Here is a 26881-nt window from a genome sequence, read left to right as displayed (position 1 = left end):
ACCGTTGGCGGACAACAGCTAGCCGACCGCTGCCGGCACACGGGCAGCTGGCACGGACACCGGGGCACGGCGTTCCATCACCGCGCGTTCCAGCTGACGGGCCGGCGACTCGCCCAGGAGCTTGCGGGCCAAGGCGGTGCCTCGCGGTGGCGCCATGGCCAGCTCCAGCCGGAGCGCTTGCAGGCCGACGAAATGGCTCACCTCCTCCAGGATGGCCTTGGTGTCCGGGATCGACTTGGTGCGGCGGACCGCGTCGATCGCCGCGCGTTCCAGCGGAGCCATGTGGAAGCCGCGGCGGAGCACCGGCTTGGGGAGCCGGTCGGTGCGTTCCACGCGGAGGGGGCCGTAGCCCATGGCTCTGGAGCGGCGTGGGGCCAGGACGTGGATCGGGCCCAGCAGTGGGATGGCGGACTTCATGCCGTGCAGGCACAGGGCGTCGAAGGCCGTGAGCATGGCGCCTTCGCCCGCGTACATGAGGGCCGCGTGGACCAGCTGGGTGCGGCTGGGGCCTGCTCGGCTCAGCAGCAACACGCCGGGTAGGAGGCGTTGCCAGGGGGCGCCAGGGCGGCAGCGTTGCTCCACCAGCGTTGGAGTCAGTCCTATGTGGAGCAGCGCGGTGACGGGGGCTACTCGGTGGTCGAAGAGGGTTCCCAGGGCTTCCAGGTCGATGGGGTGGCGCATGGGTTCATCGTGGGCCAGGAGTCTCGCGAGAAGTCCGGGTCAGCGGGAAGTTGTGGATAACTCCGGGGTTGTGGACAAGTCGCGATCACTCGGGCTTCGGTTCGAACTCGGCTGTCCTTTCTGGACTGTTGCCGAGGAGTGAGGCTGGGCGGACGGCCAGCGAGCCGAAGCGGGAACGGGCCTGGTCAGCGGCTTGCTCGGCTTCGCGCCAGCCGCGTTCTGGGGCGTCGAAGATCAGTTGCTGGGCGGAGTCGGCGTTGTCAAGTCCCTCTATTCGGACGCCGATCAGACGGACCGCGCCGGGCGGGACCTGACCATCCAGCAGCTCCACCGCGGTGCGGTAGATCTCCTGGGTCACGTCGGTGGCGACGGACAGGGTGCGCGAGCGGGTGATCGTGGTGAAGTCGGAGAAGCGGACCTTGATCGAGACGGTGCGGCCGCGCAAACCCTTGGCGCGCAACGAACCCGCCGCACGCTCGGACAGGCGCAACAGCTCCAGCCGCAACACGGCGCGGTCGTGGTGGTCGACCTCGAAGGTCTCCTCGGCACCGATCGACTTCTCGCGCGAAACCGGCACGACGTCCCGCTCGTCGACACCGGCGGCCAGAGCGAACAGGTGCTCCGCCATCGCCACACCGATCATGCGACGCAACCGCGGCAACGGCGTGGCAGCCACGTCGGCGACCGTCTCCAGACCCTTTTCTTCAAGGCGCGCAGCGGTTTTCGCGCCAACGCCCCACAAAGCCGAGACCGGCAGCGGGTGCAGGAACTCCAAAGCAGCCGAAGCCGGAACGACCATCATGCCGTCCGGCTTGCACATGCCGGAGGAGAGCTTCGCGAGGAACTTCGTCGACGCCACACCGACCGAACAAGTCACACCGAAATCAGCGAACACGCGCGCACGAATCAACTCCCCCACACCACCAGGAGTCAGCCCCAAGCGGCGAAGAGCCCCGCCGACGTCCAGAAACGCCTCGTCCAGCGACAGCGGCTCGACGAGAGGCGTGATGTCGCGGAAGATCGCCATGACCCCGCGCGAGACCTCCTGGTAGAGGTCGAACTGCGGCGGCAGGTACACGGCATGAGGAGCCAGCCGACGAGCATGCGCGGTGGGCATCGCGGACCGCACGCCGTACTCGCGAGCCAGGTAGTTGGCCGAGCAGACGACGCCACGCCCGCCGATACCGCCGACCACGACAGGCACAGCAGCCAGCTCAGGCCGTTCGCGAATCTCCACCGACGCGTAGAAGGCGTCCATGTCCACGTGCAGCATCCGGCAGCCCGTGTCGTCGGGCCAGACGCCGTCACGCGCACGGAACCGATCACGCAGGCCGCGTGGCAGGCTCGCACTGCGACCCATGAACACCCCCTCGAACGCCAGTTCGAGAGAATCCTACAGTTTGTACACGCGCGCCGCGTTCTCCGACGCGATGAGTCGCGCGATCCGGTGCGCGTCCTCCTCCGTGAACGCGTCCCGGCGAAGCCCATCGGCGAGGAAGTCGGACAACGCCTGCCGGAACAGCAACGCGCCGAGGTAGTACAGCTCGGGCAGACCGAACGCGTCAGAGGAGAACAGGAACTTGCCGTAGGGCACGATCTCCAACGCCTCCGCGAACACCCGCGACGCCTGATGCCCCAACCCGTGCGTCGCCAGCCCGAGGTCGCAGAACACGTGCGGGAACACCTGCGCGAGATACCCGGCCTGCCGATGGAACGGGTAGTTGTGCAACAACAACACCGGCACGCCCAACGAGGCCGTCGCGCGCAGGAACGGCGTCAACAACGACGGATCGCAACGGTGCAGATCGATGTCCGCGTCGCCGTAGCCCACGTGGAACTGCAACGGCAGCCCGGCGTCCAACGCCTCCCACGCCAGCCAGGCGATCACCACCGGATCAGCCAACCTCCCGCCGGACCACGCCCCCAACGCGGCGACAACGTCCGAGTCCGATGGCCGCTCACCAGGCAACCCCAGCCCAACCCGATACGCCGCAACGGATTTCGCCCCAACAGCCGCACCGGAAGCCAACGCCGACCGAACAGCGACAACGAACTCGTCAGCAGACCGAGAAGGCCGCAACGACTCAGCCAGGTGCTCCAGCCGAACGATGTCCAGCGAAACCGCCCCGGCCAGCGACGCGAGCTCCGAACCCGACAGCAACCGCTCCGGCTGGAACCCACCGTCCACCAGGAACGTGTGGATCCCGGACGCCATCAGGAACGTCCGCGACACCTCGGTGATGTGCAGCGAATTCCTCCGTTCGAGGTACACATCAGCAGACGCGTGCCGAGGCAGGTCCAGCAACGGCGCACACCACCGCCGGACCGCGAACCCGAGCGCCGAGTCGAAGAACGACCCGCCGAGCTCAGAGACCGCATCAGCCTCCAGCAACAGCGACTCGAACTCCGAACGCGTGCTGTCAACGCGCAGCACGCCGTGGCAGTGGTGATCTATCAGCCCGAGTTCGGCGACGAACGGCAAGATGCCCATAACCTTAGGATCGTGGACTCTGCGGAACGGGACCAGCGGTTCGACCGGGCGACGGAACTCTTCGACGGCCTGAACGCCAGGGACGTGCGCGTCGTGGCGCTCACCTGGGTCGACAACAGCGGCATCACACGCACCAAGTCCGTGCCTCTGCGCAGACTGGCGCACGCGGCAGCACACGGCGTCGGCGCGTCACCGGTGTTCGACGTCTTCCTGTTCGACGACTGGATCATCCAGGGCCGGTTCGCCGGCGGCCCGGTCGGCGACCTGCGCCTGCACCCGGACCTCGACCGCCTCACCGTGCTCGCCGGCCAGCCCGGCTGGGCCTGGGCACCCGCCGACCGGTACTTCCAGAGCGGCGTCCCGTACCCGATGGACCAGCGCCTCCAGGCCCGCAAAGCCGTCCAGAACCTCGAAGCCCGCGGCCTCACCGCCCAGGCCGGCTTCGAGATCGAGTGGTGCGTCGGCAAGTCCGACACCGACGACTACGTCCCCGCCACGAGCGGCTCGGCCTATGGGCACGCACGGCAGGTGGAGCTGTCCGACTACTGCGTGGACATCCTCACCGCGTTGGACCAGCAGGACGTCGAGGTCCTCCAGTTCCACCCCGAGTACGCCGCCGGCCAGTTCGAGGTCTCCACCGCGCCAGAAGACCCCGTCGCAGCAGCAGACACCGCCGTACTCGTCAAAGAGACCATCCGCGCCATCACGATGCGCCACGGCATGCGCCCGTCGTTCTCCCCCAAGGTGGTCAACGGCGGCGTCGGCAACGGCGGCCACCTGCACTTCAGCATCTGGCGCGACGGCACGAACCTGTACAGGGACTTCCACGACGAGGCGAAGCAGTTCACCGCGGGCGTCCTCAGCCACATCCGCGCGTTGTGCGCCATCGGCTGCCCCTCTCTCGCGAGCTACCTCAGGCTCGTGCCGCACACGTGGTCAGCGCCGTTCGTGGCGTGGGGCGAGGAGAACCGCGAGACGGCCCTGCGCCTGATCCAGGACAACCTCGAGATCAAGTGCTTCGACCTCACCGCGAACCCGTACCTGGTCGTCGCGGGCGTGATCGCGGCCGGTCTGGACGGCATCGCCACGCAGGCAGCGCTCCCGGAGGGCCTCAACGTCGACCCGGCGCTCCTCGACGACGTTCAGCGGCTGCCCACGTCCCTCAGGGAAGCCGTCGAGGAGTTCGAGAAGGACGCCGTCCTCACCGAGGCGTTCGGCAAGGAGCTCGCCGGCACGATCGCGGACGTCCGGCGCGGTGAGATGGAGCGCTACAAGGAAGCCAGTCCGCAGGGAATCGCCAACGTCACTCGCTGGCGCCACTGATCTCCCGGCGCAGCCGCGTCAACGCCCGGTGCTGGGCCACCCGCACCGCACCGGGCGTGGAGCCGACTGCCTCGGCCGTCTCCTCCGCCGACAGTCCGACCACCACACGCAGCACCACGATCTCGCGCTGCTTGTCGGGCAACACGCGCAGAAGAGCGGCCATCTGCGAGGACATCTCCCCCTGCATCGCACGCTGCTCCGGCCCAGCGTCGTCGTCGACCGACTCGGGCAGTTCGGGAACGGGTTCCGCGCGGTTGCGAGTGTGGCTGCGGTACGAATCGGCGACCTTGTGGGCAGCGATCCCGTACACGAACGCCAGGAACGGCCGCCCCTGATCGCGATACGACGGCAACGCGGTCAGCACCGCGAGACACACGTCCTGCGCAACGTCATCCGCGGACGCGAACGACCCAACGCGCGCACGGCAGTACCGCACGACCAACGGCCTGATGGTCCCCAACAGCCTGTTGATCGCCGCACGATCCCCCGCCACGGCCAGCGCCACGTGGCTGTCCGCCGCCTCCGGCTTGTTCGAGTAGTACGACGGTGCCGGCGGATCGACCGGTTCCTTCCCGCCCACGCCCGCGGTCCGCTCCACCAACGAGTCCAGCGCACCCCGGGACGCCTCGATCGCGCCCCCGGCGGAGGACTGCTGAACAGCCTCCACGGGAACCTTGCGATGCAGAGCGGGTGTGAAGTCCACGCGGATCACCGTTCCTCGTCCGAGTGCTGGCGTGCGATGAGCCGAGCGCGCCGGATCCGGCCCTCGACGGCCCTCGGGGTGAGGCGGGTGAGCTCCGCGATCTCCGCGTGCGAGTAGCCCTCGTCGTGCAGGAGCAGCAACCGGCGGTTGTCCTCGCTCAACGCCGCGAACGCCGCGTCGGCCGCCTGCTGCTCCACGACCGCGTCCTCGGGCGTTCCCTCGGCCACGACCTGCTCGAGAGAGGCGAACGAGTCCAGCAGGTCGACGTCGCGCCAGCTGTTCATGCGCGTCTGCCACCGCCGGTACACGTTCGGAAAGGCCAGCACGCACGCGTTGACGAAGTACTCGTCCAACGGCTGCCCGCGCTCGACCGACCACTCCTTGCCGAGCAGACCACGCTCGCAGAAGATCACGAATCCCTCGAAGACGGCGTCGCTCGCCAGTTCCTCGGCCTCGTCCAGCGGGATGACCTGTTGGTGCAGGTAACGGCCATGTCTGCCGCAGCGGGCGAACACCGCCCCGGACCGTACAAGCCTTGTAACAATGGTGAGCCCGCGTCCGAGAAGCTGGCGATGGAACTGGTCCCAGAGCAACCCCGTCAGTCCTGACTCGCGCAGGTGCTGCACCAGCACCCCGTCGACGCGCAGCCGATCGGCGTGCGCTGAGTCAGAACCCCTCATGCCCTTAGGTATGTCGTTTGGATTCATTTAGCCCACGCGCCCAGCCGAGATTCACCCGATCGGCACACTGGCGGCGGCTATTTCCTTCCGCAGACGGCCCAGTGCCCGGTGCTGTGCGACCCGGACCGCGCCCGGCGTCGACCCCACTGCCTCGGCGGTCTCCTCGGCGGAGAGACCCACCACCACGCGCAGCACGAGGATTTCGCGTTGCTTTTCCGGTAGCACTCGCAGCAGCTCGCCCATGGCTCCGTTCAGCTCGACCTGAAGGGCGAAATCCTCGGGACCGGTGCCTCGCGACTGCTGGTCCGGAACCTCGGCCATCGGCTCCGCACGGTTACGAGCGAGCGCGCGGTGCGCGTCGGCGACTTTGTGCGCGGCGATGCCGTAGACGAAGGCGAGGAAGGGCCTGCCCTGCTCCCGGTAGTTCGGGAGAGCCGTCAGCACGGCCAGACAGACGTCCTGCGCGACGTCGTCCGCGGTTGTCGCGGAACGCCCCACCCGTGCGCGACAGTACTTCACCACCAGCGGACGCAGGTAGCGAAGTAGCTGGTCAATAGCCCTGCCGTCGCCGTGCACGGCCAGGTTGACCAGTTCCGCGGATAAAGCCGAACTCTCCATCCGAAGCGTCCCCTCGTCGACATCCCGTGGAGGAGACGTGCGACACGTCACTCCTTATGCGGAAAGTAGGGAGAAACTTCAAACGTCACCCGTTCGGAGCAAGCATCAGCGGTTGGTAATAGGCGTGGAGCAACCACTCCACGTAACCGAAACCCGCGCGTTCCGCCAATTCGGTGATTTCGTGACGGGTAATCGCCCAATACCGTGTTTTGCCCACCACAACGCGCCACGACTCGGCTTCGTGCAGCTGGAACATCTCCAGCTCGTACTGGTCGCCGTCCCAATGCCACAGCTGGAACCACACGACTCGGCCAGGGCCGACGGACGGTGGCGTCGACAGTGGCCTCGATTGAGGCCGTTCGCGCCGAATCGCGTCGTAGTCGCGCGTCGAGAGGATGAGCCGGCCACCGGGCCGCAACACCCGCCGCATCTCTCGCAGCGCCGCAAGGACGTCATCAGCCGTCAGCAGGTGCGGAAGCGCGTTGTCCGCGGCGAGCACGACGTCGAACGAGTCGTCAGCGAACGGCAACGCACGCATGTCCGCCGCGAACGCAGGCAACGACACCCCACGCGCAGAGGCCTCCACAACGGCCCGAGAAGTGGCCTTGAGGCTCAGATCCGTCCCGACGACGGAGTAGCCACGCTGAGCCAGACCGATCGCCTGTGTGCCGATGCCACACGCGCAGTCCAGAACGCGCGCGCCAGGTGGAATGAACTTCGAGAGCTGCGAGGCCTGCCGGGCCATCGACGCGTCCCAGTCCGGGAACAGCAGGTCGTACGACCCGGCCAGCCCGTCGTAGAACGCCCCGGTCAAATCAGCTCCTCGACCCCCACGGACGACCGCAGCTTCGCCAGCGCCCGGTGCTGAGCGACCCTGACCGCGCCCGGCGTCGACCCGACCGCCTCCGCCGTCTCCTCCGCCGTCAAGCCGACCACCACGCGCAACAGCAAGATCTCGCGCTGCTTGTCCGGCAGGCTCTCGAGCAACTGACCCAGCCGCTTCGAGAGCGACCCGAGCAGCGCGTTCTGCTCCGGATCGACCGTCAGCGACGGCCCGTCCGGCACCTCGGCGACCGGCTCGGACCGGTTGCGCGCCGACACCCGGTGCGCGTCCGCGACCTTGTGGGCAGCAATTCCGTACACGAACGCGAGGAACGGCCGTCCCTGGTCACGATAGGTGGGCAACGCCGTGAGCACGGCCAGGCAGACCTCCTGCGCCACGTCGTCCGCCGACGCGTACGCGCGCTCGTTGCGGCCGACGCGCGCACGGCAGTACCTCGACACGAGCGGCCGGACGGAGGCCAGCAGCCGTTCGACGGCACGCCGATCGCCCGCGACGGCCTCGTTGACGAGCGAGGCCAGCAGGTCGGAACTCTCCATGGCGCGGGTCCCTACGTTGGCAGCGGAGCCATCATCTTTCGCCACGAATTCGTTTGGGACCAGTCATCGGGACCATAAAAGTCCCAACTGCAAACGCTTTCAGGCGGTTCGGCGGGCGAGGACGTGCAGTCGAGCAGCCACGTCTCTGAGCGGAGACCGTGTGGCCGCAGCCAATTCCAGCTCGGCGAGCGCGTCGGCAGCGCCCGGGTTCGCGTCCAGCACGACGCCGGGTACGAGGTCCGAAACGATGCCATGACCTTGCAGGAGCTCGACAGAAAGCCCTGCCTCCAGGACCAGCTTCTCAAGCCCTGGAACGTCGAACCTACGTTGCAACGGATCGCGCGTGCCCGCAAGCTGACCCGCCTCGTCGTCCAGCAACCGCCGCGCGTCCACGATCCGGCCGGCGATCGCGCGGTGCAGGATCGCCGCGAAACGGTTCGCCACCAGCACCGACACCGCCCCGCCCTGAGCGACCGCCGCGGCCAGCGACGACAGCGAGGAAGCCGCGTCGTCCACGAACTCCAGCACGCCGTGCGCGAGCACCAGATCGGCCTCACCAGCGGGAACGCCGAGATGATCCGTGTCGCCCTGGACCGCGTTGATCGTCACCCCGGCTTCGCGCGCGCGGGTGTTCAACGTGGCCAGCGCGTTGGGCGACGGCTCGACGACCGTGACCGCGCAGCCCGCCGCGGCGAGCGGCACGGCCCAGACCCCGCTGCCACCGCCCACGTCGAGGACGCGCGGGGGTTCGCCACCCCGGCGCGTGCGTGCGGCGGCCAATTCGGCGTCGAGCACCCTGTGTACGGCGTCCGGTCGCATGTCAGTAAGAGTAGGAGACCCTAGAGTGGGTCCGTGCATACGGTGTCCGTGCTCAGCCTCAAGGGAGGCGTCGGCAAGACGACGGTGGTGCTCGGCCTCGCCTCGGCCGCTCTCCGTCGTGGCGTTCGCACGCTGGTGATCGATCTAGATCCGCAGTGCAACGCCACGTCGACGCTGGAGCCCGAGGAGTCCAAGGCGAGCATCTACGACGTCCTGCAGGACCCGTCCGAGGAGAACCTCGAGCAGGCGATCCGCCCGAGCAAGTGGGGCGACGGCATCGACGTGCTGTCCGGGTCCGAGGACGCGGAGCTGCTCAACCACCCGGATCCGAACGAGTCGAAGCTGCACCGGCTGAAAGACGCGCTGCGCACGTTGCGGGACATGTACGAGGAGTTCCCGTACGACCTGGTGCTGCTCGACTGCCCGCCGTCGCTGGGCCAGCTGACCCGCTCGGCGCTGGTGGCCGCGGACCGCGCGCTGCTGGTCACCGAGCCGACGATGTTCGCCGTCGCGGGCGTGCAGCGGGCGTTCGAGGCGGTGCAGAACGAGCGCGAGCTGAACAACCCCGACCTGCAACCGTTGGGCGTGGTGGTGAACCGGGTGCGGCCGCGGTCGCACGAACACCAGTTCCGCATCGAGGAGCTGCGCGACATCTTCGGGCCGTTGGTCATGCCGGTCGCGTTGCCGGACCGTCTGGCCGTGCAGCAGGCACAGGGCGCGTGCATGCCGATCCACGAGTGGGGCACGCCGGGCGCGCGCGAGGTGGCGCTGGCGTTCAACCTGCTGCTGGCCCGCATCCAGCGCATCTCCCGCAGCCGGCGCCGCGCGGTGCACCACGACTTCGACGACGACGAGATCCAAGAGGCGGTGGATGCCTGAGGGCGACACCGTCTTCCTGGCCGGCCATCGGATGCACGAGGCGCTGGCCGGGAAGACGCTGCGGCGCGGCGAGCTGCGCCACCCTCGGTTGTCCACACTGGACCTCGCCGGGCTGGACGTGCTGGGCGTGCGCACGTACGGCAAGCGCATGTTCACGCACTTCTCCGACGGCAACAGCCTGCACAGCCACTTCCGCATGGACGGCGCGTGGCACCTCTACCGGCCGGGCGAGCGCTGGCGGCGTCCCGCGCACCAGGCCCGCGCGGTGCTCGAGGTGGACGACCGGCAGGCGATCGGGTTCGCGTTGCACGACCTGGAGTTCGTGCCGACGTCCCGCGAGGACGAGCTGATAGCGCATCTCGGGCCCGACTTGCTTTCTTCCGACTTCGACGCCGCTGAGGCCGTTCAGCGGTTGACCGCGGACCTTTCGCGACCTATCGGTCTCGCATTGTTGGATCAACGGGTCATGGCCGGCGTCGGCAATCTCTACCGCGCGGAAGTTTGTTTCCTGTTGGGCGTTCTGCCGACGGCACCTGTGTCATCTGTGGACGCCTCACGTGCGGTTGCTTTGTCCCGCAAGCTGTTGCAGGCGAACCAGTGGCGGCCCGAGCAGATCACGACATCTGATCGACGGGTCAAGAACTGGGTTTTCGAGCGCACGGGTAAACCTTGTTTGCGTTGCGGCACAAGGGTCCGATCGGGCGAGTTCGAGACCAGATTTGTGTACTTCTGCCCAAAATGCCAGTCCGGTTGAACCGAAGTGGTCTCCTGCCCGTGTCCTCCGACATGGCGGTAAATCTGGATGCGCTGCGCCCGGGCTACACCGACGACCCGTACTCGGTGCTGAAGAGTCTGCGCGAAGCAGGTCCCGTGCACCGGGTGGAGACCCTCGGCGTGCCGATGTGGCTCGTGACCCGCTACCCCGACGTGCGCGCCGCGTTGGACAACCCGCTGCTGTCCTCGCACGGCTCCGCGCTCGCCGAGCCGTTGCGCGGTCATCCGCACTTCGCGTCGTGGTGGTTCGGCGATCTGTCCGAGCACATGATGAACGCCGACGGCCCCGACCACACCCGCCTGCGAAGCGCGGTGTCGAGCGAGCTCACGCCGCGGCGCATCGCCTCGTTGCGGCCTCGCGTCGAAGCGCTGGCGGCATCGCTGGCCGATGCGTTCGCGGACGGCAGCTGCGACCTGATCGCGGACTTCGCGGCGCCGCTGCCGATCACCGTGCTGATGGAACTGCTCGGCGTGCCGTCCGTCGACCAGGAGAACTTCCGGTACTGGGCGGACGTCGTGACGGGCCTTGCCGACGGCGACGCGGCCTCGGCGCGCGAGGAGACCGCCGGCTACCTGGGTGATCTCGTGGCGCACAAGCGCACGTCCGGCGACGACGACCTGATCGGCGCTTTGGCCCGCAAGGCCGAGCTGACCGACGGCGAGCTCGCCTCACTCGCGTTCCTGCTGCTGGTCGCGGGCTACACGACCGCCGTCGACCTGGTCGGCAACGGTGTGCTGGCGTTGCTGCGCCACCCCGAGCAGCTCGAGTTGTTGCAGCGCTCGTCCTCACTGCTGCCCGGCGCGATCGAGGAGTTCCTGCGGTTCGACGGGCCGACCTCGCACCTGCTGCGGTTCGCCTCCCAGCCGGTGACGATCGGCGGCGTGCAGATCCCGGCCGGTGAGGTGGTGCTGCTGTCGCTGGCCTCGGCCGAGCACGACAGCGCCCGCTACCCCCGCGCCGACCAGCTCAACATCGAACGGGCGGACCGGCAGCACCTGGCGTTCGGGCACGGCATCCACTTCTGTCTCGGCGCACCACTGGCCAGGCTGGAGGGCGAGGTGGCGTTCCGGACGCTGCTGGGACGCTGCTCGGGGCTGGCGCTTGACCCCTCGCGGCCGCTGGAGTGGCGGGTGTCGCTGGGGAGTCGCGGGTTGCGGGGGCTGCCGGTGACGTTCCGGACCAAGCCGGCGATGCCCCTGGACGAGCAGGCGACGATCAAGGTGCCGAAGCCCCTCTAACGCTGACGGGGTGCTCCTCCAACTCGACGTACACGTCGAAGTGTCCGGTGAGTTCGAACATCGACGCCGCGTCCTCCGCTTCGATCTCCTCCGGCGTCTTGCCGTCCGCGAGAAGGGCACGCGCTTGCCCAGCCAAATCCCCCATGACGTGCCGAACGACGTGATGGCCCGAACGGGAGGGCCGCGAGGTGATCGAGCTCGTCGGGCCCGGGTTCACCGCGCCGATCCAGGACCCCGCGCCGGACTGCTTGCGTGAGGTAGGCGACTAACAGAGCGCGCGCCCACGCTGAGCTGCCGTTATAGGGTAGGCGCGTGGTTTACAAGCAGGTGGTTCGCAGGGCGTTGTTCGGAATGCACGGCGGCGACGCGGAGCGGGTCCACGAGACCACGCTCAACGTCATGGCGAAGCTGAGCCCGTTGGCGAAGTTCGCGCGCAACCAGAACAACCCGCGCACGGTGTTCGGCGTCCGGTTCCCGAACCCCGTCGGGCTCGCGGCGGGTCTCGACAAGGACGGCAGGGCCCTCCCCGCGTGGGCCGCGCTCGGGTTCGGGTTCGTCGAGGTCGGCACGGTCACGTGGCACGCGCAGCCGGGCAACCCGAAGCCGCGCCTGTTCCGGCTCCGCGAGGACGAGGCGATCATCAACCGGATGGGCTTCAACAACGCCGGTGCGCAAGCGCTTGCCGAGAAGCTCGACAGGACGACGTTGAAGGCCCCGCTCGGCATCAGCCTCGGCAAGTCCAAGATCACGCCGGTCGAGGACGCCGTCCAGGACTACCTGAACTCGCTCAACGCACTGAAGAACCACGGCGACTACTACGCGATCAACGTCAGCTCGCCCAACACGCCCGGTCTGCGCAGCCTCCAGGACAAGGGCGCCCTCACCGAGCTCGTCCAGGAACTCACCAAAGCCACGACGAAGCCGATGCTCGTCAAGATCGCGCCCGACCTCACCGACGACGCCGTCGAAGAGGTCATCCAGGTGTGCCTGGACAACGGCATCAAAGGCCTCATCGCCACGAACACCACCCTCGGCCGCGAGGGCCTCAGCAGCGCTCACAAGACCGAAGCGGGCGGCCTCAGCGGCAAGCCCCTCGCCCAGCGCGCGAACGACGTCGTCCAGTTCATCACCAAGAACAGCGAGCTGCCCGTCATCGGCGTCGGCGGCATCGCGACCGCGGACGACGCCAAGCGCATGATCGACGCCGGCGCGAGCCTCGTGCAGATCTACACCGGGTTCATCTACGAGGGACCAGGCCTGGTCTCGAGGATCAACCGGGCACTGAGGTGAGCGTGCGCTCGACGTGCTCCCAGCGGCCGGCCGGACGGTAGCCGCGCAGCACGGTCAGCAACGAGCGCAGCACGGCCACGAAGTCGACGAACACGATCACCATCAGCAGCGGGTAGGCCAACGGCGCCAACGACAGCAACCGCAGCTTGGACGGCCACGGCTCGGTCAGGTCACCAATGATCGTGAAGAACGTGACGCCCGTGTAGACCGCGCACAGCAGCAGGATGCCGGTGAACCACCCGGTCTGGAACGTTGCGCTGACGACGACGTACACGAAGAGGGGCTCGAACAGCACGAGAACCTCCCCTGCCGCCGTGTAGGGCAGGTGCAGCCACGAGAGAAGACAGGAGCAGGACCGGCCGAAGAAGAGCGAGCGGTGCTTGTAGAACGCTTGCAGACGGCCGAATTTCCAGCGGAACCGCTGGCGGAGCAGGCCGCTCAACGACGGCACGGCCTGGGTGTACGCGATGGCGTCGGCGGCGAAGATGATGCGCCAGTCGAAGTTGCCGCGCACCGAGAGGATCTTCATCGAGAAGTCGATGTCCTCGGTCATCGTGTCGGTGTCGAAGTACCCGCACGCGCGCACGATCGAGGTGCGGAACACCGAACCGACCCCGCCGATCACGTACTCGCAGTTGAACACCGTGTAGCCCTGCTTCAACCGGTGCACCACCGCGTACTCCAGCCGCTGCACCCACCCCAGCACACCGCGCGGACAAGCGATCTTCACGTTCGCCGCGGCCGCCAGCACCAACGGGTCCGCGAAGTGCGCGACCATCCGCGAAACCGCGGACACCGACAACGTCGAGTCGGCGTCCAGCACCATCACGAGTCCGTCACCGACGAGATGCATGCCGGTGTTGATCGCTGCCGCCTTGCCCGCATTCGGTTGTGAGACAACACGAACACGCGGCCCGAACCCGGACAGCACCTCGGCAGTGCGGTCGGTCGAGCCGTCATCGACCACGATCACGGACACGTCGGCGTAGGAACTGTCCAAAACGGACTGAACCGCGCGCGCAACGCACAGCTCCTCGTTGTACGCCGGGATGACCACCCACACCGTTGGCGCGTAAGGCAACGGGCGCGAGCGGTGCAACGACAGGTCGTAGAGGTCGGCCGCCACCAGGACGACGCACACCCGCACCACGCCGATCATCGCCAGCGGCACCATGAGCCACACCAGCGACGTCATCGGCGGTGGCGCAGCAGCAGGATGCGGGACGCGAGCAGACTGCCCGCGATTATGGCGCAGGCCAAGAACAACACCACGTAGTACGCGGCAACCATGACGGACTCCCTCCGTGGACCGGAAGCAGGATCGGTCCGAAGTGGAGGGACGGAAACCACACAAACGTGTGGCGCTGGCGCTGCACTAGTTACGGCGTGCAGCCCTCAGCCAGCGCATCACCGGGTGCAGGATCACGACGAGCAGCGAGCCCCACACCATGCCGCCCATCGACAGGTCGCCGATCTCGATCGTCAGGTCGCCGACGCCGGCCACCAGCGCCGCGCCGCCCACCATCGCGTTCGCCGGGTTCGTCAGGTCGACGCCGCGGTCCATCCAGATCCGCACGCCGATGAGCACGATCAGGCCGTATAGCACCAACGTGCAGCCACCCAGCACACCCGGCGGGATGGTGCCGAACAACGCGATGGCCTTCGGGGAGAACGCGAGAGCAGCGGCGAACACACCGGCGAACGCGAACGCCGCGGTGGTGTACACGCGCGTCACGGCCATGACGCCGATGTTCTCGGAGTACGTCGTCGTCCCGGCACCGCCGCCGAGCCCGGAGAGCGCCGTGGACAGCCCGTTCGCGATGATCGCGTCACCGACGCTGCCGTCCAGGTTGCGGCCCGTCAGCGCCGCCACGGCCTTCACATGACCCACGACCTCGGCCACCAGGACGATCACCACCGGCAGCATCAGCAGCACGACGGACGGCCGCAGCTCCGGCTGGTACAGCTTCGGCAGGCCCACCCAGGCCGCGTCGCGCAGTTCGGCGAACTTCTCCGGCGGCACGACACCGAACAACGCGCCGCCCACCCAGACGCCCGCGAAGCCCACCAGGATCGAGAGCCGGTAGAGCAGGCCCCTGCCCAGCACGCCGGCCAGCAGGATCACCGCGGTCGTGATGGCGGCCAGCGCGGGCTGCCTGGCGAAGTTCGAGGTGGCCTGGTGCGAGAGGTTGAGGCCGATGATGATCACTACGGCGCCGGAGACGACCGGCGGCATGACCGACTCCAGCAGCCGCACGCCGAGCGCTTTGACCGCGATGCCGACGACTATCACCAGCAGGCCCGCGGCGACCACACCGCCGAGCTGCGCGGCCGTGCCCTGTTCACGAGCGGCGACGAGCGGCGCCACGAAGGCGAAGGACGAGCCCAGGTAGCTCGGGACGCGGTTCTTGGTGATCACCAGGAACAGCAGCGTGCCCAGGCCGGAGAACAGCAGGGTGGTGGCGATGGGCAGACCGGTGGCGGCGGGAACGAGCACCGTCGCGCCGAACATGGCGACCAGGTGCTGCACTCCGAACCCGATGGTGAGCGGCCAGCTCACCCGTTCTTCTGGCGCGACGGTTTCACTGTCGGTGATCCGACCGTCCCCGTGCACGGTCCACAACGCCAACGCACTGCCTCCCGGCAACCCAGCCGGACTTCCCGCAGACCGGCCCCGGAATCCTGCCACGCCATGTAGTGGCTACGGCTAGATAACGGTCTGATAATCACACGATTCGCCTAAAGATCTCCAGAGAGACTCGCCGAATAGGCGCACGCAATTACAGACCGTCACGATCAGTACGCTGAATAGCCTGACACGTCTCGCATCGCAGACGCGAGGCCGGCCATGTGGTCGGTGGCGTCGTCGAGCACCTCACGCGGATCCTGGAACGCCGTGCTCGCCGCCAGCGCCTTTCCGGCAGCCGCCACGAGCGAACAGTAGCGGTCCACGCCGTCCGCCAGTTGGATCCTGAGCACGCGGACGCCCTCGACCAACGGTGCGCGCTCCAGCGGCGGTGCGGTGTTCCTGGCGCGTTCGACGGCCTGGAGCTGTGCGGACACCGCACGGATGGCCGCAGAGGCCTCCTGGGCGGTCTGGCGGGCGTGCTGGACGGACTCCGTCGGCATCGACACGAGCGTCGGCGAGTCGAGCTGGCGCAGCAGCTCGTGCATCGCGTCCTCGGCACCGTGGAGCTTCTCCATGGGAACGCGGGCGGCGGAGATGTGCGCGGGCAGCGGCGGGCGGACAGCAGGCGGCGGCGTCAGCTCCAGCCGTTGCTTCGCGCCCTTGAGCTCACGCAGCTTGAACCCGCTGCGGACGGCGAGCAGGCCGGGCAGCGCGGCACCGATCGTGCCGGTGACGGTGGCCCACGTGCCGAGCACGCCGGTGAAGCCGAACACGGCCAGCGTGCCGAAGATCGTGATCAACGCCAGCCAGAACGTGAGCACGGCGTTGGTGCGCCTGCGCTTGCGTTCCAGCTTGGCGCGCGGGTCGTTCCACTTCTGCAGGCGGTAGCGCGCCTGTTCGGCCAGCGGGTGGCCCTGGAGCGACGCACCCAACTCGTTGACGACCTTGCGGACGATCTCGTTGTTGGGACGGTTTCTCCAGGGCTCCATGATCACCTGCTGACTCCTCCTGTGGTGCCGTCAGCTCAGTGCTGAGCGGGCGGCACCTGCTGCTGCGTGGTCTTCTGCTCGCTCTGCACGCGCTGCGCGATCTCGGCCTGGATCTGGGCGGCGGCGCTGTTGCCCGCGGTGACCTGCGGCGGCGTGCTCGCGGCACCACCGTGCATGGACGCGCGGATCTGCTCCAGCCGCGACGAACCCGCGAGCTGGGTGGTCGAGGCCTGGACCTCGAGCATCCGGCCCTGAACCGAGTTCTGGGCGAGCTCTGCGGACCCGAGCGCGGTCGAGTAGCGCTTCTCGATCTTGTCGCGCACCTCTTCGAGCGACGGCACGTTGCCCGGCGCGGCGAGCTCGCTCATCTGGTTCAGCGACGCAGAGACCTGCTCCTGCATCTTCGCCTGCTCCAGCTGGCTGAGGAGCTTGGTGCGCTCGGCGAGCTTCTGCTGCAGCATCATCGAGTTGCGCTCGACGGCCTGCTTGGCCTGTGCGGCGGCCTGCAGCGACTGGTCGTGCAGCGTCTTGAGGTCCTCGATGCCCTGCTCGGCGGTGACGAGCTGGGTGGCGAAGCCCTGCGCGGCGTTCTCGAACTGCTGGGCCTTCTGCTCATCGCCCTTGGAGCGCGCCTCGTCGGCCAGCACGAGCGCCTGACGAGCGGAGGCCTGCAGCTTCTCGACGTCGCCGAGCTGCCGGTTCAGCTTCATCTCCAGCTGCCGCTGGTTGCCGATCACGGCTGCCGCCTGCTGAGAAAGCGCCTGGTGCTGACGCTGCGCCTCCTCGATGGCCTGCTGGATCTGCACCTTCGGGTCAGCGTGCTCGTCGATCTTCGACGAGAACGAAGCCATGAGGTACTTCCAGAACTTCACGAACGGACTGGCCATCTCCTACGCCTGCCTTCTCGGTGCCGGTGTTGGATCCATCGTCTCAATTGTGCGTCGGCGGTTCCACCAACCTGGGGAGATATCCGGGATGACCCCGACCCTCCCTGGGACTTTGGAGTGAAACGCCCGACGGCGCCCAATCCTGCCCGCACCCGCGCCCCGAGACGCGGTGACCCAACGTGCTGATGCCAAGCCGTTGCCTGCCGTTCAGCGTGCTGGCGTCTTGCCTAGATGAACGTTCGAACGAGCAATCTTGTTGCAGACCGTCACGTGTCGGAAGCCACAACGCCCCCACCCGTGTTTCCTGGAGTACGCGGGGACCCCGCGTACTCCAGGAGAGGACGCGGGGTCCCCGCGTGCCGAAGAAGCGTCACCCGAATGCCAGCGACCCCGTTCGCCATCGGCGCGAACGGGGTCGAGAGAGCAGGTGGGCGATCAGGCCGCTACGACTGCCTTGGGGGTCTTGCCGATCTTGCTCGTGAGCCGGTGACTGAGCATCGGCTGCAGGCGCAGGTCGGACAGGTCGTCGGACAGCGTGGACGGCAGCACGCGGCCACCCTCCAGCTTCCCGCGCCCAGGATCCGGGCGACCGCTGGGAACGGTGTCCGGCACCGTGTCCGGCGTCTGCGAGACGGCGCCGATGTCGGAGGCGACGTGGTGCAGCAACTCGGACAAGGGCAGTTCTAACGCGTCACAAATGGCCGCGAGGAGTTCGCTGGACGCCTCTTTGCGGCCGCGCTCCACCTCGGACAGGTACCCCAGGCTCACGCGGGCGGTCCGAGAGACCTCGCGCAGCGTGCGGCGTTGGTTGGTGCGGGCATGGCGAAGTCGATCACCGATCGCCTCGCGTAGCAGCACGGTCATCGCGCGCCTCCTTCCGGCCGGCCGTGTCCCTACGTTACCGATCGACACCGACAACGGGCACTGACTTCCGAACACGTCCGCCAAGGGCGAACGAACGCCGAGTCATCGTTTGTTCCCGTCCCCGGTCATCAGCAGGTATTCCGACAGCAGGACCAGCGCTTTCTCCACGGAAACCGAACGGACCGCTGTGCGGTCGCCACTCACCGTGATAGTCCGCACTGTGGACACTCCAGGTCCGCTCAAGCCGATGTGGACCGTTCCTGGAGCGACTCCGTCCTGCGGATCGGGGCCGGCGACCCCGGTCAGTCCGATCCCCCAGTCCGATTTGCACCGGTTCCGGGCGCCCTCGGCCAGTTGGATCGCAACGTCGGGGTGCACGGCGCCGTGCTCGTCGAGCAACTGCTGATCCACGCCGGCGAGCTCGTGCTTGAGCTCGGTGGCGTAGACGATCAACCCACCGCGGACCACGGCACTCGCCCCCGGTGTGTCGACCAGCGTCGCGCACAGCAGACCCGCGGTCAGCGACTCGGCCGTGGCGACGGTCTGTTTCCTCGCTTTGAGCAGCTCGACGACGTTGGTCATGCGACGGCGCGACCTGCCCTTGCCTTCAGCTTGAACGCGCGGATGACGTAGTCGATTCCCGTCACGATCGTGAGAACGAGCGCGGCGGCCATGATCACCCAGGCGATGACCGCGATCACGTCGTTCTGCGGGAGCAGGAACAGCCCGATGGCGATGACCTGTGCCAGCGTCTTCGCCTTGCCGCCGCGGCTGGCCGGGATGACGCCGTAGCGGATCACCCAGAACCGCAGCAGCGTCACACCCACCTCGCGCACGGCGATGACGATCGTGATCCACCACGGCAGCACGTCGAGGATGCTCAGCCCGACGAGGGCGGACCCGGTGAGCGCCTTGTCCGCGATCGGGTCGGCGATCTTGCCGAAGTCGGTGATCAGCCCGTGCTTGCGGGCGAGCGTGCCGTCGATGTGGTCGGTGAAGCTCGCGACGGCGAAGATCCCGAACGCGATGAGCCGCCACGTGGTGTCGAAGCCGCCCGCCGCGAACAACGAGAGCAGGAAGACCGGGACCAGTGCCATCCGCGCCATCGTGAGGATGTTGGCGACGTTGAGCAGCGGGACCTTCCTGGCCTCGGTCATGTCGCGAGCACCTCGATCACTTCCACCACGAGGTCGACGCCCTCGGAGTCCACGACACGGCAGCGCACGAAGTCACCGCGCTTGAGGTCCTCGCCCTCCAGCACGATGCACTCGCCGTCGACCTCGGGAGCCTGGTGCTCGGCCCGGCCGACGCAGTCGCTCTCCTCGTCCTCCTCGTGCTCGATCAGCACGACGACCTCGGTGCCCACCCGGTCCTCTGCGCGCTGGCTGGTCAGCTCCTCGACGAGGTTGCCGATGCGCTGCACGCGTTCAGCGATGGTGTCGGTGTCGAGCTTGCCGTCGAGGTTCTCGGCCTCGGTGCCGTCCTCGTCGGAGTAGCCGAAGATGCCGACCGCGTCGAGCCGCGCCTCGGTGAGGAAGCGTTCGAGCTCGGCCAGGTCCTCCTCGGTCTCGCCGGGGAAGCCCACGATGAAGTTGCTGCGGATGCCGGCCTCTGGCGCGTGCTCGCGGATCTGCCAGACGAGCTTGAGGAAGCTGTCCGTGTCACCGAACCGGCGCATGCGGCGCAGCACGTTCTCGCTCGAGTGCTGGAACGACATGTCGAAGTAGTTCGCGACCTTGTCGGTCTTCGCGATGGCGGCGACCAGGCTGGGCTTGGTCTCGGCCGGCTGCAGGTAGCTGACCCGCACGCGCTCGATCGCGGGGATGCTCGCGAGGCGCGGCAGCAGCTGCTCCAGGGCGCCCTGCTCGCGCGGCAGGTCCTTGCCGTAGCTGGTGCTGTTCTCGCTGACGAGGAACAGCTCCTTGACGCCGTTCTCGGCGAGCCACATCGCCTCGGAGACGATCTCGTCCGGGTGCCGCGACACGAACGCGCCGCGGAAGCTCGGAATCGCGCAGAAGCTGCACCGCCGGTCGCATCCGCTCGCGATCTTCAACGGCGCCACCGGGGCGTCGTCGAGGCGCTTGCGGGGCGTCTTGGTGGGGCCCCAACCGTGGCCGGGCACCTGGACGGAGTCCTTGGCGTCCTGGCGCTTCACCGGCGTGATCGGCAGCAGCGTGCGGCGGTCCACCGGCACGTGCGACTCGACCGGCTTGCCGTGCAGCACGTCGTTCAGGCGCTCGGCGAGGTCGTTGTACTGGTCGAACCCCAGGACCGCGGCCGCCTCCGGGAGGCTGTCCGCGAGCTCCTTGCCGTACCGCTCGGCCATGCACCCGACCGCGACGACCTTCGCACCCGTGTCGCTCGCCGCGAGCAGCGTGTCGACCGAGTCCTTCTTGGCCTGCTCGACGAACCCGCAGGTGTTGACGACGACGACGTCCGCGTCGGCGCCCTCGTCCACCAGCTCCCAGCCGCCCTCGCCGAGGCGTCCGGCGAGTTCCTCGGAGTCGACCTCGTTGCGGGCACAGCCCAGGGTGAGCAGCGACACTCGTCGCGGGGTGGTGGGAGAAGACACGGCGCTCAGCGTAACCGGCCCAGGTCCCACTCCTTTAATCAGCGGCGTCAGACCGGGACATCTCACTACCGTCCGCGGCGTGGATCTGTACTGGTCGGTCCGGCCTGATCTGTCGGGCTACTACGGCTCACCCGAACCCGCGCCGGGCGCTCGGGTCTTCTTCGTCTACGAACGGTGGCTCGAAACGCATCTCCTGGCAGGGCATTCCGAGCCGCTGGAGACGGACATGGTCGGCTTTCACGTCTTCACCCGTGCCCGCGAAACGAGCTACTGGCCCTGCCGGCTCTTCCGCGTGCGGGACCTGGACGTCTACAACCGGTGGCCCGACATCCACGGCTGGTACTGCTGCCGCATGATGACCCTGGTCGAGGAGCTGCCGTCCTGGCACGCGCTCGGGCCGCACGGCGAACGGGTCGCCGAAGTCCTCGAACAGGCGCAGGCGCTGACGTCGGAACAGGTGGCCAGGATCGCCGCGATGGACGGGACCGCGGAGCGGCGCCTGCACGCGCGGGGCCAGCCGCGCGACGTCGGGCACAGCGGGGCCTACCTGGGCCGGGCGATCCACGCCGCCGCCGACCGCAGTGGCGACAAGGTCCGCAGGTGGGACAGCGGCTTCCAGGTGCACGTGCTGGGGCATCGCGGGTGGCAGGAGGCGCTGCAGGCCGGGCACGCGATGCTCTGGGCGACCGCCGCGCCCGAGGCCTACAACGTCCGGGAGCGCGAGATCCTTGCCCGCCGCTGGACCGCCGTGCTGGGTGCTCATACTTGACGGTTGTGACCAGTGGGGTAGTCGTGCGGCGTGCCCGCACCAGCGACGTGCGCGCCATCAGGGCGTTGATCGACGGGTACGCGGGCAAGGTCCTGCTCGCCAAACCCCTGGTCACGTTGTACGAGGCGGTCCAGGAGTTCTGGGTGGCCGAGGAGAACGGTGAGCTGCTCGGGTGCGGAGCCCTGCACGTGATGTGGGAGGACCTGGCCGAGATCCGTTCGGTGGCCGTCTCCCCCATGGCGCTGGGCCGTGGTGTCGGCCACCGGATCGTGGCCCAGCTCGTCGCCGTCGCCAAGGAGCTGCAGCTCAAGCGCATCTTCGTGCTCACGTTCGAGACGCGGTTCTTCAGCAAGCACGGGTTCGTGGAGATCGAGGGCACGCCAGTGAGCCCCGAGGTCTACGAGGAGATCATGCGATCGGTGGACGAGGGCGTCGCCGAGTTCCTCGACCTCAGCTACGTGAAGCCGAACACGCTCGGCAACAGCCGGATGCTCCTGGAGTTGTAACTCTTCGAGTAATTACTCGAAGAGTCTTGACTCAACGAGACAGGGCACGCCAAGATCTGTGGCGTGCCCGAATCACTGACCATCGACGAGCTCGCCGCCCGGATCGGCCTGCCCAGCAGCACCATTCGCATGTACCAGACGAAGGGTGTGCTGCACGCGCCGAGACGGCAGGGGCGCGTGGCGTACTACGACGCCTCGCACGTCGAGCGGTTGACGTTGGTGCAGCGGTTGCAGCAGCGGGGGTTCTCGCTGCCCGCGATCGCCGAGCTGATCACGGCACGCGAGAAGGGCGAGTCGGTCGCCGCGGTTCTCGGCATGGGCGAGACCGAGGGGCCCGACGACTGGGTTCGGATCAAGGTGCGCGACATCAAGCACCTGATTCCGATGGGAGATGTCCAACCGCGACTCCTCCTCCGGGCTATGCGGTTGGGCTTGGTGCGGTGGAAGTACGGCTGGCCGCACGCGCGTCGCTGGGCACTCGAAGCGGGCGGCAGGCTTGCCGGCCTCAGGGTGCCCAGCGATGACGTCATGGACAGCTTCACGCGCCTGCGCACGGCGACCGATGCCATCGCTTCGGACTTCGTGCGGTTGTTCGAGCGCGAGTTCTGGCCCGAACTGGCTCGCAAGGCCGGTGACGACAACCAGCTGGAGAACGTGCGGGCGTTGCTGGTCGAGCTGACCTACACGGCGGAGACCGCGGTGGTGGGAACGCTGCGCGAGTCGATCCGGGACGCGGCCGAGGAGTTCGCGTCGCGGCACGGGTTGCTGCCCAGCGACGACTTCCAGCCCGCGTGGGCGGAGCAGCCGTTGCCGCCGATCGCCGAGAACCTCGTCGATCCGGCCGGCGACCTGCCGACCGAGCAGGAGATCGAGTGCTTCCTGGCGAGGGGGGACGAGGATGAGTCTGGTCGCTGATCCCGCGTGGCACGCCCAAGTTCGCGACGAAGGCCTTGTCGTCTACGCGGGAGCTGATCTCGCATACCTGATTCCAGACCTGCCCAGGGCGGTGGCCGTGGCGCTGGCGGGACTGTTCGAGCCAGTTTTGAGGGGAGTGGCTCGAACGGTCGACGAAAGCCGGTTGGGGGAACCGGTTCGCCGGCACGTGGCCCAGCTGAGGACCCTGGGCGCTCTCCGCCCGGCGGGGTTGCCATCACGAGAGTCGCGGCCTTCGGGGGTTGGCACGCGGTTCGTCGGTGAGGCACCCGCCGGGCTGGTGGAGCGGTTGCCGCACAGTGATGATCAGGGGACCGATCCGGACCTGATGCTCATCGTGCGGACCACTGGCACGTTGGTCGACCTGGTCGAGGTGGCGCGTTCGGTTCGGGTCCCGCACCTGCTGCTGGACCTCGCGTACCACCACACGGCCGCTATCGGGCCCTTCGTGGTGCCCGGTGCCGGCGCGTGCCTGGCGTGCCTCGCGGTGCGGGCGGGCCGGCGGTGGGGGGATCCGCCGCCTCCTCCGCACCCTGCTGCGATGTCCCACGATTTCCCTCTTGCCCTTGCGTTGCAAGCAATCCAGAACATCCGCAGCGGTTCACTGGCGCTGCTCGACGCGGTCGTGACCGTCAACCTCGACGAGTTCACGACGACCCGCGAGAGCGTGTTGCCTGCCGCCGGCTGCGAGATCTGCCCCGCGCTTCCGGTCGGGCGCGTGGCGTTGCCTTGGGGGGACCACCTTGACCACAGCAGTCCGGTTACCTGACCAGTTCTCGCCCGGTGCGGCCGCCGCCAACGCCGCGACGCCCACCTGTTGCTGTTGTTGTTGCTGTTGCGCGATTTCCTCGGTGGGTGCGGCCGTGCACATCCCGGAAGCGCTGTACCAGGACACCAAAGAACTGCCTGTACCGCGCAGCGCACTCGTCGTGCCCGCAGCCGTCTTCCCGCTCCTGGTGGTCCTGCTGCCCCTGGTCACGTCGGGCGCGATCTTGGACCTGCACTGGGGCTGGTGGGTCGGGGGCATGTGCATCGCGCTGGGGTGGTCCGTCGCCGCGGGCTTCATCGCACGCTCACCGAAGCCGTGGGCCAGTACACGCAGAATGCTCGGATGGCTCGCCCTGTGGTGCATCGAGCCGTTCGCCGCGCTGCCCCTGTTCGGGACGTTCGCCACGCTCGGAGGTATGGGGCTGGCCGCGCTGATGTACACCTGCGCGGCGCTCGGGTTCGGTTACTGGATCTTCCGGCACTACCGGGGCAAGCGGTGAAGACCGTCGCGGAGGCGCTGATCGAGCGCGCGGTCGGGTGGCGGCAGGGTGTGGTGTCGCAGTTGCACCCCGTGCCGCACAGTCTGTCCGATGTGGACGTCGAGGGCTGGGCCGCCGTGCCGGAGCCGTTCGCCGCCGGCGGCACTTCCGGTGGTACCTCACGGGTTGCGGCTCTGGCCGAAGCCCTGGAACGGCACGCCGCTGCCCGAGCGCCGCTGGAGATCGTGACCGACGGGGAGTGCTGGCCGTTGGAGCACTTCAGCCTGCACACGGTCGAGCAGCGCGTTCGTGGTGATTACCGCTACCGCAAGGGATATGTCGACACCCAGTACACGCGGGCGTGGACGCTGCCTCGAAACGAGCCGATCCGGGTGCCTGCCGGGCTCGTGGGCCTCGACGCTTCCCACGGGCTGCCCACCACGTCCTCGGGCCTGGCTGCGGGACCGTCTCCCACGAGCGCGTTGCTGCGGGCCACCCAGGAGTTGGTCGAACGGGACGCGTTCACCACGACCTGGTTGCATTCGATTGCACCGCAACGGTTCGACGCCGACCTGCCGCACGGTGCCGCTGCCTTCGACCTCACGCCCGCCTACAGCCCGCATCCGGTGATCGCCGTGGCCGGGTCGCTGCCGATCGCCGGGCAGGCTCGGCCGACGCTCGGCCTGGCGTGCCGGGCGACCGTGGCGGATGCCTTGCAGAAGGCCTGCGAGGAGTGGGTGCAGGGCACGGTGTTCATCGAGGTGTGGCTGGCGCGCAACGGCTCCGAGCCGATCGCCGACGTCACCGACTTCGACAAGCACGCCGCCTACTACGCGACTCGGCCTTCTGCTGAGTGGGACGCGCTGCCGTGGTTCTCCGGCATCACCACGGACCCGCCTGCCGACGCGGTCGGTCGTGGGGTCGCCGCGGAACTGACCGAGCTGGTGCACGCGCTGGACGAGCACGGGATCCGGCTCGCGTACCGGGAGCTGACGACGCCGGAGCTGTCGGCCGTGGGACTGCACTGCGTCCGCGTCCTGTCCCCCGACCTCGCGCCGTTGCACTCCGACCACCGCTGGCCGCACCTGGGCGGCCGCGCGCGTGAGCTGTCGTGGCGCTACCCGCACGCCTCGCCGGGCGTGTTCCCCAATCCCGCACCACATCCGCTGGGGTGACTTCGTTGTTCGACGACTTCTGGGCCGCCAGCCGGTTCTCGCCCCTGCACCAGCTCCGGCTGGGCGAGCGGCTGCGCGACTTCCGCCCCGCACCACCGTTGATCGACCCGCTGGAGCTGCCTTCCGCGCCGGTGCCACTGCCTCGTCCCTCTGACCGGCTGCAGAAGCTGTTCCAGGCTCGCCGGAGCACCCGCGAGTTCGCTTCGAAACCGTTGACGGACAAGCAACTCGGGTACGTGCTCGGTGCGTTGGGCGACCACAGCTGTCCGTCCGCGGGTGGGCTGCACCCGTTGCGCTGCTACGCCTTCCACAATGGCCGGGCTGTGCGCTACGACATCGCCCGGCACGCGTTGCAGGACATCGGCCCGGCACCCGCGGACCTGGCTTCGATCCTCGGCACGCCATCAACGCCGCCACTCGCGATCGTGCTCGTGTTGAAAGACGAAGAGTCGTTCGAGAAGTACGGCGAACGCGCGGGCAGGTTCGGCCTGATCGAGGTGGGCGCCGCCGCCCAGAGCATTTGCCTCCGTTTGGCGGAGCAGAAACTGGGCGGCTGTCTGCTCGGCGGAGTAGCGGACCACGAGATGCTCCACTCGCTGGGGCTACCCCGCGAACTTCGCGTGGCCACAGCGATCGCGTGCGGTCACCCGCTCACCTGACGTTCATCAGATCGTGTCTACCGAGGACAGTCGATCACCCGCTACAACTGGCGAGACCCTGCTCACACTCCGAGGAGCTCGCCATGTCGAAGACCCTGCGTTCGGCATTCGTGGGTGCCACCGCGTCCTTGGCCCTGATCTTCACGGGTGCCCCGGCACACGCCGTGGACATCGCCGCGGTGACCGACGACTACCTGTTCTCGAAGACCCTCAGCCAGTTCACAACACTGCGCGCGCAACAGCCCTACGCCGGCCAGCTCGACTGGTCGTCCGACGGCTGCTCGTACTCACCGGACAACCCCTTCGGCTTCAAGTTCCTGCCGGCCTGCCACCGGCACGACTTCGGCTACCGCAACTACAAGCGGCAGTCGCGGTTCAGCGAGACGAACCGGCTGCGCATCGACAACAACTTCAAGTCCGACATGTACAAGCAGTGCGGCAGCAACTTCGCCTGCAAGTGGACCGCCGACCTGTACTACAAGGCCGTGCGGGAGTTCGGTGGCAGCGCGTCGTCGACCGCGGCGGCGGTGGAGACGGCCGGCGTCTGACGCCCCTGCCCGGTGGTGTGGTCGAAGTCCAGTCGCGGCAACACCTTCGACGGCACCTGGGTGAGTCGCAACACGCCCAGGTTGCCGTCGGTGGTGACCGTGCAGACGCGCTCGCCGACGCGCATCTGGTAAAGGTCGTAGATGGTCTTGTCCCACACGCCGGGCGCGACCGCCGAGCACGCGGCGCAGGCGTGCCGCCGGACAGACCTGGTGAACCTGGAGGTGC

At 68.2% G+C, this 26881-nt stretch carries 31 protein-coding genes; 13 read left to right on the top strand and 18 right to left on the bottom strand.

Annotation, left to right across the window (positions count from 1 at the left end; genetic code table 11):
• Window positions 1-18: 18 nt before the first annotated feature.
• The 3 genes from UK23_RS28610 to UK23_RS28600 form a co-directional block, all read right to left on the bottom strand.
• Window positions 19-681, bottom strand: a complete 663-nt coding sequence (locus UK23_RS28610) for a hypothetical protein (protein WP_052685146.1) — start codon at window positions 679-681, stop codon at window positions 19-21.
• Window positions 682-766: 85 nt separating this feature from the next.
• Window positions 767-2041 (bottom strand): DNA polymerase IV, encoded by a 1275-nt coding sequence (gene dinB, locus UK23_RS28605; RefSeq protein ID WP_045314765.1) that lies wholly within the window; start codon window positions 2039-2041, stop codon window positions 767-769.
• A 33-nt stretch (window positions 2042-2074) separates the two neighbouring features.
• Window positions 2075-3172, bottom strand: coding sequence for an amidohydrolase family protein (locus UK23_RS28600; protein ID WP_045314757.1), 1098 nt, complete (start codon window positions 3170-3172; stop codon window positions 2075-2077).
• A gap of 12 nt (window positions 3173-3184) precedes the next feature.
• Between UK23_RS28600 and UK23_RS28595 the strand changes: the two genes are divergently transcribed.
• Window positions 3185-4495: a glutamine synthetase family protein gene (locus UK23_RS28595; RefSeq protein WP_045314756.1), complete on the top strand. Its 1311-nt coding sequence runs from the start codon at window positions 3185-3187 to the stop codon at window positions 4493-4495.
• Here the strand turns inward: UK23_RS28595 and UK23_RS28590 are convergent.
• The 6 genes from UK23_RS28590 to UK23_RS28565 all read right to left on the bottom strand — a co-directional run bounded on the left by UK23_RS28590 (window position 4476) and on the right by UK23_RS28565 (window position 8695).
• Entirely contained in the window at window positions 4476-5000 is a 525-nt protein-coding gene (locus UK23_RS28590) for a sigma-70 family RNA polymerase sigma factor (RefSeq protein ID WP_045314764.1), read from the bottom strand. The two genes, UK23_RS28595 and UK23_RS28590, sit on opposite strands and share 20 nt — an antisense overlap.
• Window positions 5001-5203: 203 nt before the next feature.
• Window positions 5204-5878: a sigma factor-like helix-turn-helix DNA-binding protein gene (locus UK23_RS28585; RefSeq protein ID WP_045314755.1), complete on the bottom strand. Its 675-nt coding sequence runs from the start codon at window positions 5876-5878 to the stop codon at window positions 5204-5206.
• Between the two features lie 51 nt (window positions 5879-5929).
• Window positions 5930-6496, bottom strand: coding sequence for a sigma-70 family RNA polymerase sigma factor (locus UK23_RS28580; protein ID WP_045314754.1), 567 nt, complete (start codon window positions 6494-6496; stop codon window positions 5930-5932).
• Between the two features lie 85 nt (window positions 6497-6581).
• A complete protein-coding gene (locus tag UK23_RS28575; RefSeq protein ID WP_045314753.1) occupies window positions 6582-7310 on the bottom strand; it encodes a class I SAM-dependent methyltransferase in 729 nt (242 codons plus the stop codon).
• Window positions 7307-7876: a sigma-70 family RNA polymerase sigma factor gene (locus UK23_RS28570; RefSeq protein ID WP_045314752.1), complete on the bottom strand. Its 570-nt coding sequence runs from the start codon at window positions 7874-7876 to the stop codon at window positions 7307-7309. The genes UK23_RS28575 and UK23_RS28570 overlap by 4 nt, the downstream gene beginning before the upstream one ends.
• A 99-nt stretch (window positions 7877-7975) precedes the next feature.
• A complete protein-coding gene (locus UK23_RS28565; RefSeq protein WP_045314751.1) occupies window positions 7976-8695 on the bottom strand; it encodes a class I SAM-dependent methyltransferase in 720 nt (239 codons plus the stop codon).
• Window positions 8696-8728: 33 nt separating this feature from the next.
• Between UK23_RS28565 and UK23_RS28560 the strand changes: the two genes are divergently transcribed.
• The 4 genes from UK23_RS28560 (at window position 8729) to UK23_RS28545 (ending at window position 12877) form a co-directional block, all read left to right on the top strand.
• The gene (locus tag UK23_RS28560; protein ID WP_045314750.1) at window positions 8729-9574 is read left to right on the top strand and encodes a ParA family protein; all 846 of its coding nucleotides are present in this window, start codon (window positions 8729-8731) and stop codon (window positions 9572-9574) included.
• The gene (locus UK23_RS28555) at window positions 9567-10328 is read left to right on the top strand and encodes a DNA-formamidopyrimidine glycosylase family protein (protein WP_045314749.1); all 762 of its coding nucleotides are present in this window, start codon (window positions 9567-9569) and stop codon (window positions 10326-10328) included. The genes UK23_RS28560 and UK23_RS28555 overlap by 8 nt, the downstream gene beginning before the upstream one ends.
• Window positions 10329-10348: 20 nt before the next feature.
• Window positions 10349-11587 carry a cytochrome P450 family protein gene (locus tag UK23_RS28550; protein WP_196777932.1) on the top strand — a complete coding sequence of 413 codons (1239 nt, stop codon included), beginning with the start codon at window positions 10349-10351 and terminating at the stop codon, window positions 11585-11587.
• Between the two features lie 312 nt (window positions 11588-11899).
• Entirely contained in the window at window positions 11900-12877 is a 978-nt protein-coding gene (locus UK23_RS28545) for a quinone-dependent dihydroorotate dehydrogenase (protein ID WP_045314748.1), read from the top strand.
• Here UK23_RS28545 and UK23_RS28540 read toward each other — a convergent pair.
• The 8 genes from UK23_RS28540 to rimO all read right to left on the bottom strand — a co-directional run bounded on the left by UK23_RS28540 (window position 12858) and on the right by rimO (window position 20818).
• Window positions 12858-14072, bottom strand: a complete 1215-nt coding sequence (locus UK23_RS28540) for a glycosyltransferase (protein ID WP_082115049.1) — start codon at window positions 14070-14072, stop codon at window positions 12858-12860. The two genes, UK23_RS28545 and UK23_RS28540, sit on opposite strands and share 20 nt — an antisense overlap.
• A gap of 180 nt (window positions 14073-14252) precedes the next feature.
• On the bottom strand, window positions 14253-15437 hold the full coding sequence (locus tag UK23_RS28535; RefSeq protein WP_330770308.1) for a uracil-xanthine permease family protein: 1185 nt from the start codon (window positions 15435-15437) through the stop codon (window positions 14253-14255).
• 236 nt (window positions 15438-15673) lie between these two features.
• Window positions 15674-16495, bottom strand: coding sequence for a phage shock envelope stress response protein PspM (gene pspM, locus UK23_RS28530; RefSeq protein ID WP_052685147.1), 822 nt, complete (start codon window positions 16493-16495; stop codon window positions 15674-15676).
• Between the two features lie 35 nt (window positions 16496-16530).
• Window positions 16531-17382, bottom strand: coding sequence for a PspA/IM30 family protein (locus tag UK23_RS28525; protein ID WP_045314745.1), 852 nt, complete (start codon window positions 17380-17382; stop codon window positions 16531-16533).
• 435 nt (window positions 17383-17817) lie between these two features.
• On the bottom strand, window positions 17818-18246 hold the full coding sequence (locus UK23_RS28520) for a helix-turn-helix domain-containing protein (protein ID WP_045314744.1): 429 nt from the start codon (window positions 18244-18246) through the stop codon (window positions 17818-17820).
• A gap of 102 nt (window positions 18247-18348) precedes the next feature.
• A complete protein-coding gene (locus tag UK23_RS28515) occupies window positions 18349-18828 on the bottom strand; it encodes a CinA family protein (protein ID WP_045314743.1) in 480 nt (159 codons plus the stop codon).
• Complete coding sequence (gene pgsA / locus UK23_RS28510; RefSeq protein WP_045314742.1) at window positions 18825-19403, bottom strand: CDP-diacylglycerol--glycerol-3-phosphate 3-phosphatidyltransferase; 579 nt, start codon at window positions 19401-19403, stop codon at window positions 18825-18827. Before pgsA ends, UK23_RS28515 begins: the two co-directional genes overlap by 4 nt.
• Entirely contained in the window at window positions 19400-20818 is a 1419-nt protein-coding gene (gene rimO, locus UK23_RS28505) for a 30S ribosomal protein S12 methylthiotransferase RimO (RefSeq protein WP_196777931.1), read from the bottom strand. Before rimO ends, pgsA begins: the two co-directional genes overlap by 4 nt.
• A 79-nt stretch (window positions 20819-20897) precedes the next feature.
• On the opposite strand from rimO, the gene UK23_RS28500 reads away from it, so the two are divergent.
• The 8 genes from UK23_RS28500 (at window position 20898) to UK23_RS28465 (ending at window position 26655) form a co-directional block, all read left to right on the top strand.
• Window positions 20898-21587: a hypothetical protein gene (locus UK23_RS28500; protein WP_045314741.1), complete on the top strand. Its 690-nt coding sequence runs from the start codon at window positions 20898-20900 to the stop codon at window positions 21585-21587.
• 5 nt (window positions 21588-21592) lie between these two features.
• Entirely contained in the window at window positions 21593-22093 is a 501-nt protein-coding gene (locus UK23_RS28495; RefSeq protein WP_082115048.1) for an amino-acid N-acetyltransferase, read from the top strand.
• A 63-nt stretch (window positions 22094-22156) separates the two neighbouring features.
• Window positions 22157-23008 carry a MerR family transcriptional regulator gene (locus UK23_RS28490; protein ID WP_231114716.1) on the top strand — a complete coding sequence of 284 codons (852 nt, stop codon included), beginning with the start codon at window positions 22157-22159 and terminating at the stop codon, window positions 23006-23008.
• Window positions 22992-23795 carry a hypothetical protein gene (locus UK23_RS28485; RefSeq protein ID WP_045314738.1) on the top strand — a complete coding sequence of 268 codons (804 nt, stop codon included), beginning with the start codon at window positions 22992-22994 and terminating at the stop codon, window positions 23793-23795. Before UK23_RS28490 ends, UK23_RS28485 begins: the two co-directional genes overlap by 17 nt.
• A 94-nt stretch (window positions 23796-23889) precedes the next feature.
• A complete protein-coding gene (locus UK23_RS52980) occupies window positions 23890-24294 on the top strand; it encodes a hypothetical protein (RefSeq protein WP_196777930.1) in 405 nt (134 codons plus the stop codon).
• Window positions 24291-25448, top strand: coding sequence for a YcaO-like family protein (locus UK23_RS28475; protein ID WP_052685143.1), 1158 nt, complete (start codon window positions 24291-24293; stop codon window positions 25446-25448). Before UK23_RS52980 ends, UK23_RS28475 begins: the two co-directional genes overlap by 4 nt.
• Window positions 25445-26107, top strand: a complete 663-nt coding sequence (locus UK23_RS28470; protein ID WP_045314736.1) for a nitroreductase family protein — start codon at window positions 25445-25447, stop codon at window positions 26105-26107. The genes UK23_RS28475 and UK23_RS28470 overlap by 4 nt, the downstream gene beginning before the upstream one ends.
• 83 nt (window positions 26108-26190) lie before the next feature.
• Complete coding sequence (locus UK23_RS28465) at window positions 26191-26655, top strand: phospholipase (protein ID WP_045314735.1); 465 nt, start codon at window positions 26191-26193, stop codon at window positions 26653-26655.
• On the opposite strand, the gene UK23_RS28460 is transcribed toward UK23_RS28465, so the two are convergent.
• On the bottom strand, window positions 26583-26780 hold the full coding sequence (locus UK23_RS28460) for a hypothetical protein (protein ID WP_156213447.1): 198 nt from the start codon (window positions 26778-26780) through the stop codon (window positions 26583-26585). The genes UK23_RS28465 and UK23_RS28460 overlap by 73 nt on opposite strands.
• Between the last annotated feature and the right edge of the window lie 101 nt (window positions 26781-26881).

Source organism: Lentzea aerocolonigenes (assembly GCF_000955955.1).
Taxonomy (GTDB): domain Bacteria; phylum Actinomycetota; class Actinomycetes; order Mycobacteriales; family Pseudonocardiaceae; genus Lentzea; species Lentzea aerocolonigenes_A.
Note: the sequence above shows the minus strand (reverse complement) of the source record. Positions and strands in the feature narration are given on the sequence as shown.